Here is a 13,317-nt window from a genome sequence, read left to right on the forward strand (position 1 = left end):
TGCACCCGATCGAGTGGGCCGACCTCGGTCCGAGGGCAAGCTGACGCTCAGTGCGCCAGCACCAACTTGCCGAACTGCTCTCCTCGCTCGAGCGTGGCCATCGCGTCAGCAGCCTTCTCGAACGGAATGACATCGCTGATGACGGGCCTTAAGCTCCCTTTGAAAATCAACTTCATCACCGTTCGATAGTCGACATAATTTCCCATGGTGCTGCCTATCAGGCTGATCTGCCTACTAAAAAGTAGCGAAGATCGATCTCGACAAATGGACCGCTGGTATTGCCGACACAGACGATGCGGCCGCCGTTCCTGACTGCCCGAAGACTATCCCGCATGGTCGCCGCCCCGACATTGTCCACCACGACGTCAACGCCGATCTTTGTTGGTGAACTTGTGGATCGTGCTGGCCCAGTCGCGATCTTCTCTGTAGTTGAGCACCAGCTCGGCCCCGAGCTCCTTCGCCATTTCCGCCTTCTCGGGCGTGCTTGTGGTCGCATAGACCCTGCAGCCCGCCAATTTTGCGATCTGGATAGCGGCGGTGTTAACGCCGCCCCCGGCTCCGAGGACCAACACGCTTTCGCCAGCACGTATCCGGGCGCGGGTGATTAGCATACGCCATGCGGTGAGGAAGGTAAGGCTCGCCGCACCGGCGACCTCGAACGTCACGTGATCGGGTATCGCAATGACGTTTGTGGCCTTGACGCACCGGAACTCGGCACACGTCCCCGGACTGTCCTCGCCGATCCCGCCATATCCGCGGCTGAGCGTTCGCTCGCCGGAAAGCGTGAATTCGTCCTCATAATGGTTGATGCCTGGATCTATGGCAACACGTAGCCCGACGCGCAAGGATGTGACGTCTTCCCCCCGTTCCACAATCACTCCGGCGCCGTCGCTACCGCTTATATGCGGCAGTCCCAGCTTGAGGCCGCGCCAGCCGTCGCGGACCCAGATGTCGAGCCTGTTGAAGGCACTCGCCTTGATTTCGATGAGGACCTCGTCGCGCTTCGGCTTTGGCCGTTGCGCGTCGAAAAAGGTCATCACCTCCATTCCACCGTGCTTGTGGAAACCGAAAGCTCGCACAGATTCTCTCCATTAGGTGGCAGCCACATGACGCTACGCGCAGGTGTGGTTTGCAAAGGAACTAGCTACCTCAAGATGGGCCGGACGGACGGCCTTCATAGGCCGGCCCGGATCAGGGGTTGCTGTTCGTCGACGCGGCCTCCAAGACACTTTTTTCGTCTAAATGCCAGCCGATCGCACCGTGTAACGCGACTGTAGAAGCAACGTTCGGCGACATAGTGGAATGCAGGCAGAGATACCTCCGCGAAGACGCGTCCTCCGAAATGGTGATGCCGCTTGCATACTTCATGCATACAAGCCATCATGCCCGTGCTGAATTGTCAATCACCCTATTCGACGAGAGCCGGAGGAGACATCACGCGATCGACCCCCTCTGGGCGCCACATTTGGCTGGTAGCGACAGCGTCTCCAGACGCAGACATGCCTCCGCGGCTATGATCACCATGGCGCCGACGAAGCGCTCCATGCCAATCGAGCTTGCGGACTTTGGCTGAATAAAGTCCAATATCGGGGAAGACTGTCGAACATAATCAGCAAAGGGTATACGGCAATTCATAACGTCGGTTGTGGTCGACTACGATCGTGCTCTTGAGCGGCGGAACGGCGCGTTGAATGCAATCCATGCGCTCGCAAATGCGGCATGAAACCCCGATGGGCTCGAACGCAGAGCTGTTGGTAAAATCCAGCCGGTCTGCGTAGACGAAATCGCTCGCATCGGAGATCTCGCATCCGAGCGCGATCGCATAGCGTCGATGAGGAGAGCCAAATCCACCGTCCGCCTTGGTGATTTCTGTCGCAATACTGAGATAGCGCACGCCGTCTGGCGTCTCGGCCAGCTGGCAAATCATGCGGCCTGGAGTTTCGAACGCCTGATGAGCGTTCCACAACGGGCAAGCTGCACCGTAGCGCGCGAACTGCAACTTCGCGGCGCTGTGGCGCTTGGTGATGTTGCCAGCTCGGTCGATGCGCGCGAAAAAGACCGGAACGCCCTTCATCCGAGGCCTTTGCAACGTCGAAAGTCGATGCGCCACCTGCTCAAGGCTGGCGCCGAAGCGCACTGCGAGCAGGTGCAGGTCGTGCCGAAGTTCTTTTGCCGCGGCCAGGAAGGGTCGGTATGGCAACATAAGCGCGCCGGCAAAATAATTCTGGAGGCCGATCCTGCATATCTCTGCCGCTTCCGAGGTGCGGAAGCGCGCTCGCTCGATGATCGCGTCGATTTCCGCCCGGTGCTCCAAGGCGCCGATCTGGAGTGCCATCTGAAAACTCCGCGTCGGCGCAGGTGAGTATGAGTTCAGGTACAACACGCGCGCGGAAGCGTCAAAACGCCTGATTGCCCGCTCGCCGTTGTCAGCTCGCGCAATGCGAACGTGATGATGCTGTTCCAAGTGATCTGCGAAGGCCGTACTGACATCTCGATCCGGCACGCCCAGGGCTTTCGCCAGATGCTCGGCCGCCCGGTCGAGCTCATCGATGTAGTTGTCAACAAAATGAAAGAAGTCCCGCACTTCCTCGTAGGGTGTCGGTTCGGCAAAAGCATTGGTTCGGATCAGCTGGTCGTCGAAGCTGGCAAGCTGCTCGCTATTTCGTCGATATGCCTGATGACAGGTGATCAGTGCATGAGCGAGAGACGGTGCGTTTTGGGCAACGAGCTTGAGTTCCTGAAATCCGGCTGAAACACCGCTGAACATGGGGTCAGCAAGTGCCTCGCTCAGTGCCGAGAGCAGCCGGTCGGCCTCACTGCCGCCGATCGAAGCGATATCCACATGGAATTTTTCGGCGAGCGCAAGAAGCACCGCGGCTGACACCGGTCGTTGGTTGTTTTCTATCTGGTTCAGATAGCTGGTCGAAATCCCCAGCCGCTCCGCGAACACGGCCTGGGTGGCCTTGCTGGCCTCCCGTAATTCGCGGACGCGGCGCCCAATGAAAAGCTTATTATTAGCCATTTGCAAATTCGCATTTTGCTGTTTGCAATTCCATACTTTTCACAACCACACCCGGTCAATCCTTTTCCTTTCATTGCCGGCGAACTAATGCGGAGCTCATTTCTGCGGGAGGTTCTGGTGCGATCGTCCAAAGCAAGGCCAAGTTCAACGCAAAGCCGGTTCACCGCGATACAGTTGCCGACGGCTTGGGACCTGTTCGAAGCAAAGGCAGGGTGCTGATGCGAGGGGTTCTCGAACAACTCGAGGTCCGTCGTGCGCAGGCCCGCATGGGCGGAGGGCAGAAGCGCGTCGATGCCCAGCACGCGAAAGGCAAGCTGACTGCCCGCGAGCGCCTCGTGGTGCTTTTCGATGAAGGCTCCTTCGAAGAATACGACATGTATGTCACGCATCGTGCAACAGACTTCGGCATGGCTACCCAGAAGGTGGCCGGGGATGGCGTGGTCACAGGCTGGGGTACGATCAACGGCAGGCTCGTCTATGTCTTCTCACAGGACTTCACGGTGCTTGGCGGATCGCTGTCGGAGACACACGCTCAGAAGATCTGCAAGATCATGGACATGGCGGTGCGCAACGGTGCTCCGGTGATCGGGCTTAACGATTCCGGCGGCGCTCGCATCCAAGAGGGGGTCGCCTCGCTTGCTGGCTACGCCGACGTCTTCAAGCGCAATGTTGATGCTTCTGGCGTCATTCCGCAAATTTCGGGATCATGGGCCCGTGCGCCGGCGGCGCGGTCTATTCCCCGGCGATGACCGACTTCATCTTCATGGTGCGGGACTCCTCCTACATGTTCGTGACCGGGCCCGATGTGGTCAAGACAGTCACCAACGAGATCGTGACCGCGGAGGAACTGGGCGGTGCGGCAACTCACACGCAAAAATCCTCTGTTGCCGACGGGGCTTTCGAAAACGACATTGAGGCTTTGGAGGAGGTTCGGCGCCTCTTTGACTTCCTGCCATTGAACAATCGGGAAAAGCCGCCCGTACGACCGTTTTATGACAATCCCGAGCGGATCGAGTTGCGCCTCGATACACTCGTGCCGGAGAGTGCCAATAAGCCCTACGACATGAAGGAACTGATCCTCGCCATCGCCGATGAAGGAGACTTCTTCGAGCTTCAGGCTGCCTTCGCCCGCAATATCATCACCGGTTATTTGCGCATCGAGGGCAGGACGGTAGGTGTAGTGGCAAACCAGCCGATGGTGCTGGCCGGATGCCTCGACATCGATTCCTCCCGCAAAGCGGCGCGTTTCGTTCGCTTCTGCAACGCCTTCGACATCCCGATTCTGACGCTCGTCGACGTACCGGGTTTTCTGCCGGGCATCGCCCAGGAATATGGCGGGGTAATCAAGCATGGCGCCAAGCTGCTGTTTGCCTATTCCCAGGCGACCGTGCCGATGGTCACGCTGATTACACGCAAGGCTTTACGGCGGCGCCTACGACGTGATGGCGTCGAAACATATCGGCGCGGACATCAACTACGCCTGGCCGACCGCCGAAATCGCTGTGATGGGCGCAAAGGGCGCGGCCGAGATCCTCTACCGGTCCGAACTCGGCGATTCCGAGAGGCTGGAGGCTCGCACCAAGGAATACGAGCAACGTTTTGCCAATCCCTTCATTGCCGCCGAGCGCGGCTTTATCGACGAGGTGATCATGCCACATTCCTCGCGCAAGCGAATCGCGCGCGCCTTTGCCGCTCTGCGCGGCAAGAGCGTCGAGACTCGCTGGAAGAAGCACGACACCATCCCGCTTTGAGTGACAAAAAATGTTCAAGAAGATCCTGGTTGCCAATCGTGGCGAGATCGCATGCCGGGTGATCAAGACGGCCCACAGGCTTGGCATAGCCACCGTCGCCGTCTATTCCGACGCTGACCGCGACGCCTTGCACGTCCGGCAAGCCGATGAAGCGGTCCATATCGGTCCCGCCGCCTCAGCCCAGTCCTATCTTCGCATTGCAAACATCCTCGATGCCGTCTCCGCTACGGGTGCTGATGCCGTTCACCCGGGCTACGGTTTCCTGTCTGAGAATTCGAATTTCGCCGACGCGCTCAAAGCCAATGGCATCGCTTTCATCGGGCCCTCGCCCGTCTCCATCGAGGCGATGGGCGACAAGATCACGTCGAAAAAGATCGCGGCATCTGCCGGCGTCTCCACAGTCCCCGGCCACATGGCCGTGATCGAGGATGCAAAGGAAGCGGTGCGCATCGCCGCAGAGATCGGCTTTCCTGTCATGATCAAGGCATCCGCCGGTGGGGGCGGCAAGGGCATGCGCATTGCCTGGAACGAGGTCGAGGCACGCGAAGGATTTCACTCCTCGCGAAACGAGGCGAAGAACGCCTTTGGCGACGACCGTATCTTCATCGAGAAATTCGTCACCGAGCCACGTCACATCGAAATCCAGGTGCTGGGCGATCAGTACGGCAATATCGTCTACCTCGGCGAGCGCGAATGCTCGATCCAGCGCCGCAACCAGAAGATCATCGAGGAGGCCCCCTCCCCGTTCATCGACGAAGCGACTCGACATGCGATGGGAAAGCAGGCCGTCGCTCTTGCAAAGGCGGTCGGCTACCACTCGGCAGGTACCGTTGAATTCATCGTCGATCGCGATCGCAACTTCTACTTCCTCGAGATGAACACCCGGCTTCAGGTCGAGCATCCGGTCACAGAACTTGTGACCGGCATCGATCTGGTCGAGGAAATGATCCGCATTGCCGCCGGCGAAAAGCTGCGCTTTGACCAAGAGGATGTGAGGCTGAACGGCTGGGCGATCGAAAGCCGGCTCTACGCCGAAGACCCGTATCGCAATTTCCTGCCTTCGATCGGTCGTCTGACACGCTATCGCCCGCCCACTGAGGGTGCACGTGCGGACGGCTCACTCATCCGCAATGATACCGGGGTGGTCGAGGGTTCGGAAATCTCGATGCACTACGACCCCATGATCGCCAAGCTCTGCATCTGGGCACCCGACCGGCTGGGTGCAATCAACGCCATGGGCGCGGCGCTGGATGATTTCGAAGTGGAAGGCATTGGCCACAACCTGCCGTTTCTCTCCGCTGTCATGGACCATCCGCGGTTTAGAGAGGGGCGGTTAAGCACAGCCTTTATCGCCGAGGAGTTTCCGGACGGCTTCGCCGGTGTGATCCCAACGGATGTGGATGAGCGGATGCTCGCTGCGGTCGCAACACACATCAACTGGAAACTCCAGCACCGTAATGTCCTGATCTCCGGGGCGATGGACAATCATCGTCGCAAAGTCTCCAGCGATTGGATCGTCACGCTTGGCGACCATGCCTTTCCGGTGGCCGTGTGCAATCAGGAAGACGCAACCGCGGTGTCATTCGATGATGGCGCTATCCTGGCTGTCGCAAGCGACTGGCTGCCGGGCCAGCCACTCGCGCACTTTCAAATTGGCGACGAAAGCGCGGCGATCAAAACGTCACGCTCAGGAACGGGCTACCGACTGCGCTGGCGCGGCATGGATGTTGTCGCCCATGTACGCAGCCCACCTATCGCCGAACTGGCGCGGTTGATGCCGAAGAAGCAGCCGCCGGACACCTCCAAGCTGCTGCTTTGCCCGATGCCCGGTGTGGTCACCGCAATTGCCGTATCCGAAGGGGAGTCGGTCGAGGCTGGACAGGTACTGGCCACCGTCGAGGCGATGAAAATGGAGAACGTCCTGCGCGCTGAACGGCGGGCCGTCGTCAAACGGATTGCCGCCAAGGCGGGGGCAGGCATGGCCGTCGACGAACCCATTCTGGAGTTCGAATGATGGCCGATCCCAAACTCGCCGACTGGCGCACTCTTGCCGACCGCGAGCTAAAGGCATCGCCCGACACCCTGGTCTCGCGCACGCCCGAGGGCATCGACGTCAAGCCGCTCTACACGGCCGAGGATCTCGAGCAGGTCGGCCATCTCGGTTCACTGCCCGGGCTGAAACCGTTCGTCCGGGGCCCGCGCGCAACCATGTATGCCGGCAGGCCGTGGACAATCCGGCAATATGCCGGCTTCTCGACGGCGGAGGAGTCGAACGCCTTCTACCGCAAAGCGCTCGCAGCGGGTCAGCAGGGAGTGTCGGTCGCCTTCGACCTTGCTACGCATCGCGGCTATGACAGCGACCACCCGCGCGTGGTCGGCGATGTCGGCAAGGCCGGCGTGGCAATCGATTCCGTCGAGGATATAAAGGTCCTGTTCGACGGCATACCGCTCAACGACATTTCCGTCTCTATGACCATGAACGGTGCGGTCATCCCGATCCTCGCTTGCTTTATCGTCGCCGGCGAAGAGCAGGGTTGTCTGCGCTCCGCGCTTTCAGGAACGATTCAGAACGACATCCTGAAGGAGTTCATGGTCCGCAACACCTACATCTACCCGCCCGAGCCCTCTATGCGCATCGTCGCCGACATCATCGAGTATACCGCAAAGGAGATGCCGAAGTTCAACTCGATCTCCATCTCCGGCTATCACATGCAGGAGGCAGGTGCGACGCTTGTGCAGGAGCTTGCCTTCACCTTGGCCGACGGGCGCGAATATGTCCGCGCGGCGTTGAAGAAGGGCCTCGACGTCGACGATTTTGCCGGACGGCTGTCGTTCTTCTTCGCGATTGGGATGAATTTCTTCATGGAAGCCGCCAAGTTGCGGGCAGCGCGACTCCTGTGGTCGCGTGTCATGGAAGAGTTCCAACCGAAGAAGCTTTCGTCGCTGATGCTGCGCACGCACTGCCAGACATCAGGCGTGTCGCTGCAGGAGCAGGATCCCTACAACAATATCGTGCGCACGGCCTATGAGGCGCTCGCCGCGGTTCTCGGCGGCACCCAGTCACTTCACACCAACTCCTTCGATGAGGCGATCGCGCTGCCGACCGAGTTTTCGGCGCGGATCGCCCGAAATACGCAGCTTATCCTCCAGCACGAGACCGGCGTGACCAAGGTCATCGATCCGCTCGCCGGCTCCTATTACGTCGAAAGCCTGACCGCCGAACTTGCTGATAAGGCGTGGGCGCTCATCGAGGAGATCGAGGCCATCGGCGGCATGACCAAGGCCGTCATCGACGGTTTGCCAAAACGCCTCATCGAGACGGCGGCGACCCGCCGCCAGGCGGCGATCGACCTCGGCGACGAGGTGATCGTCGGCGTCAACAAGTACCGGCTGGAAAACGAGGTCCCGATCGAGGCTCTTGAGATAGACAATGCGGCGGTGCGCGAGGCGCAGATCCGCCGTCTCGAACAAACAAAGCGTCAGCGCGATCCCAAGCGCGTCGACGCAGCCCTTGCCGCGCTTGGTGGGACCGCTGCCAGCGGCAAGGGCAATATACTCGAAGCAGCGGTCGAAGCGGTGCGCGCTCGCGCGACGGTGGGAGAGATTTCCGACACTCTGCGCCACGCCTTCGGCGATCACACGGCTGTCCCCGAGGTGATCTCGAAGGTCTACGGCGCCGCCTTGCAGAATGAGCCAGAATACCAAACGCTGGCCTCGCGCATCAAGGACTTTTCCGTCTCGCTTGGCGGCCGGCCAAAGCTGATGGTGGCCAAGCTTGGCCAGGATGGCCATGATCGCGGCGCCAAAGTAATCGCATCGGCCTTCGGCGATCTGGGATTCGATGTGGTCGCCGGGCCGCTTTTTCAGACGCCGGAAGAAGCAGCAAGCATGGCAGTGGCCTGTGAGGTTCATGTCGTCGGCGCATCTTCGCTCGCGGCCGGGCACAAGACACTCCTTCCGCAACTCGTCGAGTCCCTGAAGGCCAGAGGCGCCGAAAACATCATCGTTGTTTGTGGTGGCGTGGTGCCGCGCCAGGATTATCAGTTCCTGATGGACCATGGGGTCGCCGCCGTGTTCGGCCCTGGAACACATATCTTGGATGCCGGGCGTGCGGTCGTCGATCTCCTTGAAGGAAGGCGTCGCAACCGATGAAGGGTCTCATCGTCGAGGACTTCGGAAATCGCGCGAAGCGCCCATGCTCGGATATTGATGCCGTGATGGTCGGTAAGGATATTCGAAATTCCTCTGCGTCCGGGCCTCCGGTCGCGGCAGCCCTGAGGCGATGGCCCGAATACTCCCGGGCCGGCGTCAAAGTAGCCCATTAAGCGATGACGCAGGGCACCACTAATTCGCCATTCGCTCGCGGCCTCGACTCGAGGACTGGAAAAACGAGCAGAATGCCGTAAGGACGGTCTGCTTCCGCATGAGGGAAGGAAACAATGGTAGTGAGTGGACCACAAATGAGCTTCGAAAGCGCCCGGCCCTTGTGGACGCAAACGGAGGCTCAGGCTCTCCATCGCCTTTCAATGACCTGCTGTTTCAGGCGCAAACCGTCCATCGCGAGAATTTCGACCCGAACAAGGTCCAGCTCAGCCGACTTCTCAGTATCAAGACAGGCGGATGCCCGGAGGATTGCGGCTATTGCAGCCAGTCGGCGCATCACGAAACCGGGTTGAAGGCGTCGAAGCTGATGGAGGTCAAGCGCGTCATCGCCGAAGCGACCAAGGCGCGTGACGCCGGAGCCACCCGCTATTGCATGGGCGCTGCCTGGCGAAACCCCAAGGCGCGCGACATGGATGCGGTGGTGGCGATGGTCGAAGGTGTGAAGGCACTCGGCATGGAGACCTGCATGACCCTCGGCATGCTTGATCTTGAGCAAGCCGCTCGTCTGAAGCAGGCGGGTCTCGACTACTACAACCACAACATCGATACGTCGGAACGCTATTATAGCGAGATCATCAGTACGCGGAGCTTTGCCGACCGGCTCGATACGCTCGAGCAGGTTCGCCAATCCGGTATCAAGGTCTGTTGCGGCGGCATCGTCGGCATGGGCGAAGAGCCGGTGGACCGGATCGACATGCTGGTGACGCTGGCCAACCTGCCGGAACATCCGCAAAGCGTCCCTATCAACATGCTTATTCCGATCGCCGGCACCCCGCTTGCCAAAGCCAGGCCCATCGAGCCGATCGAATTCGTGCGCGTAATCGCCTTGGCGCGCATTATGATGCCGAAATCGCATGTCCGTCTTTCCGCCGGCCGCACCGCCATGACCGACGAGATGCAGGCGCTGTGTTTCTTTGCCGGCGCCAATTCCATCTTCGTCGGCGACACGCTGCTGACGGCGAACAATCCCGGCGAAGACAAGGATACTCTCCTGTTCCGCCGCCTCGGCATCGAGCCGATGGAACTCGAGGCGCAATGAACGGGGCACCGCTTGCCCGCTATGAAGCGACCTTGCAGGGACTGGCGCGCAAGGACCGGCTGCGGACACTGTCGCCGCGCGCCGGGCTCGACTTCTCGTCGAACGACTATTTAGGGCTTGCCGCCTCCAGAAGACTGGGCGAGGCGGTTGCGGCGGCGATTGCGCGGGGCACGCCGGTTGGCGCGACCGGGTCGCGGCTGTTGCGCGGCAACGCGCCGGAACACGAGGCCCTGGAGGCGGACGCGGCGGCGTTCTTCGGGGCCGATCGTGCGCTGTTCTTCGGCAGCGGCTACATCGCCAACTTCGCTCTCCTGACCGCCCTGCCGCAGAAGGGCGACCTGCTGATCCTCGACGAACTCGCCCATGCCAGCATGCATGAGGGAGCGCAGGCCGGACGCGCCGAGTTCGTGCTGGTTGCGCACAACGACGTCAACGCTGTCGAGGATGCGATCACAAGCTGGCGCGCCGAAGGCGGCAAGGGCCGTGTCTGGATCGCGGTCGAAAGCCTCTACAGCATGGATGGCGACCGCGCGCCTATTGCGAGCCTGGTCGCACTTGCCGATCGGCACGAGGCGTTCCTCGTCGTCGACGAAGCGCATGCCACCGGCGTCTGGGGACCGGACGGCCGGGGGCTGGCCGCCGCATTTGAGGGCCGCGACAACATCGTCGCGCTCCATACATGCGGCAAGGCGCTCGGCGCGTCCGGCGCGCTCGTCACCGGACCGGAAACGCTGTGCGACTATCTCGTCAACCGGTGCCGGCCATTCATCTACGCCACCGCGCCATCGCCATTGATGGCGGTCGCGGCGCGCGAAGCGCTGGCTGTTCTGTCCGACGAGCCCATGCGGCGTGTTCGATTGCATGAGCGTGTCGCCTTGGCGGGCCGCCAATTGGCAGAGCGCTGTGGCGTGAAGCCCAGCGGCTCGCAGATCCAGCCAGTTGTCATCGGCGAGAACAGGCGCACCATGGCGGTGGCGACGGCGTTGCAGGCGCGCGGCTTCGACATACGCGGCATTCGTCCGCCGACCGTGCCCGAGGGCACATCGCGTCTGCGCATTTCGCTGACGCTCAATGTCGACGATGCCGACATTTCGGCCCTGGTCGAGGCGCTCGTCGAGGTGTTGGCCTCGGCATGACCAAGCGCATCGTCGTCACCGGAACAGACACCGGCATTGGCAAGACAGTGTTTTCGGCTGGGCTTGCTGGCCTGCTCGACGGCTTCTACTGGAAGCCGGTGCAATCGGGCCTCGACGGCAAGACCGACAGCGAGGTCGTTGCGCGGCTTGCCGGCCTGCCGTCGGGGCGCGTGCTGCCGGAAGCCTACCGCTTGAAGAGCCCGCTTTCGCCGCATCGTTCGGCCGAAATCGACGGCGTCTCGATCGAGGCGGCAGACCTCTCGCTTCCGGTCGTGCCGGGTCCGCTCATCATCGAGGGCGCGGGCGGACTGATGGTGCCGCTCAACCGCCGGACAAGATTCATCGACATATTCGAACGATGGCAGCTGCCGGTCATTCTGTGCGCCCGCACCGCGCTCGGCACAATCAACCACACCCTGCTGTCGATCGAGGCCCTGCGAGCCCGCTCGATCCCGCTGATCGGCGTCGCCTTCATTGGCGACGAAGCGGCCGACACGCAAAGGACAATCGCGGAATTCGGCGATGTGCCGCAACTCGGCAGGCTGCCGCACATTGATCCGCTGACGGGCAAGACTCTGAGAGAAGCGATGATTGCCGGCTTCGACCTCGCTCTGATTGCCGGAGGTGCATAATGTCGCGGTCCTGTGTATGGCATCCCTTCACCCAGCATGCGCTCGAACCGTCGATCCCTGAAATCGTCCGGACCGAAGGTGCCTACCTTCACAAGGCCGACGGCGCGCGCATCCTGGACGCCATTTCATCCTGGTGGGTCGTCACCCATGGCCATCGCCATCCCCGCATCATGAGGGCCATCGAGACGACCGCGTCGTCTCTCGACCAGATTATCTTCGCCGGTTTCACGCACGAGCCAGCCGAACGCCTGGCCAGGGCGCTTGTCGGCCTCGCTCCGCCCGGACTCGACTGGGTATTCTATTCCGACAGCGGCTCGACCTCCGTCGAAGTCGCGCTGAAGATGGCGCTCGGCTATTTCCGCAACATCGGTGCGCCGCGCTCGTGCATCGTCGTCATGGAGCACAGCTACCATGGCGACACGATCGGCACGATGAGCGTCGGTGCTCGCGGCGTGTTCAATGCCGCTTACGAGCCCCTGCTGTTCGAGGTCGGCACCATCCCCTTCCCGGCCGCGGGGCGCGAGCAGGAGACGCTGGATCGTTTCGAGGCCGTCAGCCGCGACCGGCGCGCCGCCGCCCTGATCGTCGAGCCGCTCGTGCTTGGCGCCGGCGGCATGCTGATGTATCCGGCGTCGGTTCTGACCGAATTGAAAAAAATCGCCGAAGCCTCCGGCACGCTCCTGATTGCCGACGAAGTGATGACCGGCTGGGGGCGCACCGGAACCATGTTCGCCTGCGAGCAGGCGTCCGTCTCTCCGGACATCTTGTGCACCTCGAAGGGCTTGACCGGTGGTGCCATCCCACTAGCCGCCACGCTTGCCACCGATGCCATCTTCCAGGCTCACTATTCGACGGATCGGAAGAAGACCTTCTTTCATTCGAGCTCCTACACCGCCAATCCGATTGCCTGTGCGGCCGCACTCGCCAATGTCGAGATCTGGCAGGACGAGCCGGGGGCCGAGCGGATCGCGGCCTTGAGCGCGATGCAGGCCGCCAGGCTTCGGCGCTTTCGCGACAATCCGTTCTTCACCGACAGCCGGGGGACCGGCACGATCGCGGCCCTCGATCTGCGCGCCGGCTCAGCCGGCTATCTCGCCGAGATTGGTCCGAAGCTGCGCGCGTTCTTCCTCGAGCAAGGCCTACTCGTGCGCCCGCTCGGCAATGTCCTCTATCTTCTCCCGCCCTATTGCATCACCGGCGACGAGCTCGACCGGCTCTACGACGCCATTTGAGGAGGCCGGCGAAAGCTTCGGTTTGAGATCATGAGCAGGTCGTCGCGCATTCTCGGATTTGGCCATCATGTGCCTGGGCGCAAAGTGGCGAATGCCGAGATCGAGAGCAATCTCGGGCTCGA

9 protein-coding genes and 2 pseudogenes are annotated in these 13,317 nt (G+C 61.3%); 7 read left to right on the plus strand and 4 right to left on the minus strand.

The features are described from left to right. Positions 1–47: 47 nt before the first annotated feature. From NKH36_RS25050 to NKH36_RS25065, 4 genes are all read right to left on the minus strand, one after another. Positions 48–206 (minus strand): zinc-binding dehydrogenase, encoded by a 159-nt coding sequence (locus NKH36_RS25050; protein WP_352958791.1) that lies wholly within the window; start codon positions 204–206, stop codon positions 48–50. 11 nt (positions 207–217) lie between these two features. Next, the gene (locus tag NKH36_RS25055; protein ID WP_352958790.1) at positions 218–334 is read right to left on the minus strand and encodes a hypothetical protein; all 117 of its coding nucleotides are present in this window, start codon (positions 332–334) and stop codon (positions 218–220) included. A 31-nt stretch (positions 335–365) separates the two neighbouring features. Continuing rightward, positions 366–1,037 (minus strand): alcohol dehydrogenase catalytic domain-containing protein, encoded by a 672-nt coding sequence (locus NKH36_RS25060; protein WP_352958788.1) that lies wholly within the window; start codon positions 1,035–1,037, stop codon positions 366–368. Between the two features lie 572 nt (positions 1,038–1,609). Continuing rightward, entirely contained in the window at positions 1,610–3,022 is a 1,413-nt protein-coding gene (locus NKH36_RS25065; protein ID WP_352958786.1) for a helix-turn-helix domain-containing protein, read from the minus strand. Positions 3,023–3,240: 218 nt separating this feature from the next. Here NKH36_RS25065 and NKH36_RS25070 point away from each other — a divergent pair. From NKH36_RS25070 to NKH36_RS25100, 7 genes and pseudogenes are all read left to right on the plus strand, one after another. After that, positions 3,241–4,773, plus strand: a pseudogene (locus tag NKH36_RS25070) (acyl-CoA carboxylase subunit beta). Between the two features lie 10 nt (positions 4,774–4,783). Next, a complete protein-coding gene (locus tag NKH36_RS25075) occupies positions 4,784–6,787 on the plus strand; it encodes an acetyl-CoA carboxylase biotin carboxylase subunit (protein ID WP_352958784.1) in 2,004 nt (667 codons plus the stop codon). Next, entirely contained in the window at positions 6,784–8,925 is a 2,142-nt protein-coding gene (gene scpA / locus NKH36_RS25080) for a methylmalonyl-CoA mutase (protein ID WP_502912110.1), read from the plus strand. The genes NKH36_RS25075 and scpA overlap by 4 nt, the downstream gene beginning before the upstream one ends. A 334-nt stretch (positions 8,926–9,259) precedes the next feature. Beyond that, positions 9,260–10,195 carry a biotin synthase BioB gene (gene bioB, locus NKH36_RS25085; RefSeq protein WP_352958781.1) on the plus strand — a complete coding sequence of 312 codons (936 nt, stop codon included), beginning with the start codon at positions 9,260–9,262 and terminating at the stop codon, positions 10,193–10,195. Continuing rightward, positions 10,192–11,331, plus strand: coding sequence for an 8-amino-7-oxononanoate synthase (locus NKH36_RS25090; RefSeq protein WP_352958780.1), 1,140 nt, complete (start codon positions 10,192–10,194; stop codon positions 11,329–11,331). Before bioB ends, NKH36_RS25090 begins: the two co-directional genes overlap by 4 nt. Beyond that, a complete protein-coding gene (gene bioD / locus NKH36_RS25095) occupies positions 11,328–11,963 on the plus strand; it encodes a dethiobiotin synthase (RefSeq protein WP_352958779.1) in 636 nt (211 codons plus the stop codon). Before NKH36_RS25090 ends, bioD begins: the two co-directional genes overlap by 4 nt. Continuing rightward, positions 11,963–13,229, plus strand: a pseudogene (locus NKH36_RS25100) (adenosylmethionine--8-amino-7-oxononanoate transaminase). Before bioD ends, NKH36_RS25100 begins: the two are co-directional and overlap by 1 nt. The last annotated feature ends 88 nt before the right edge of the window (positions 13,230–13,317 follow it).

Origin of the sequence: Mesorhizobium sp. M1312, from assembly GCF_040318115.1 — a bacterium.
GTDB lineage: Bacteria > Pseudomonadota > Alphaproteobacteria > Rhizobiales > Rhizobiaceae > Mesorhizobium.

Excerpts from the sequence above, each read along its gene's own strand:
- NKH36_RS25050 (WP_352958791.1), bottom strand. The coding sequence starts at position 206 with ATGGGAAATTATGTCGACTATCGAACGGTGATGAAGTTGATTTTCAAA.
- NKH36_RS25055 (WP_352958790.1), bottom strand. The coding sequence starts at position 334 with ATGCGGGATAGTCTTCGGGCAGTCAGGAACGGCGGCCGCATCGTCTGT.
- NKH36_RS25060 (WP_352958788.1), bottom strand. The coding sequence starts at position 1,037 with ATGACCTTTTTCGACGCGCAACGGCCAAAGCCGAAGCGCGACGAGGTC.
- NKH36_RS25065 (WP_352958786.1), bottom strand. The coding sequence starts at position 3,022 with ATGGCTAATAATAAGCTTTTCATTGGGCGCCGCGTCCGCGAATTACGG.
- NKH36_RS25075 (WP_352958784.1), top strand. The coding sequence starts at position 4,784 with ATGTTCAAGAAGATCCTGGTTGCCAATCGTGGCGAGATCGCATGCCGG.
- scpA (WP_502912110.1), top strand. The coding sequence starts at position 6,784 with ATGATGGCCGATCCCAAACTCGCCGACTGGCGCACTCTTGCCGACCGC.
- NKH36_RS25090 (WP_352958780.1), top strand. The coding sequence starts at position 10,192 with ATGAACGGGGCACCGCTTGCCCGCTATGAAGCGACCTTGCAGGGACTG.
- bioD (WP_352958779.1), top strand. The coding sequence starts at position 11,328 with ATGACCAAGCGCATCGTCGTCACCGGAACAGACACCGGCATTGGCAAG.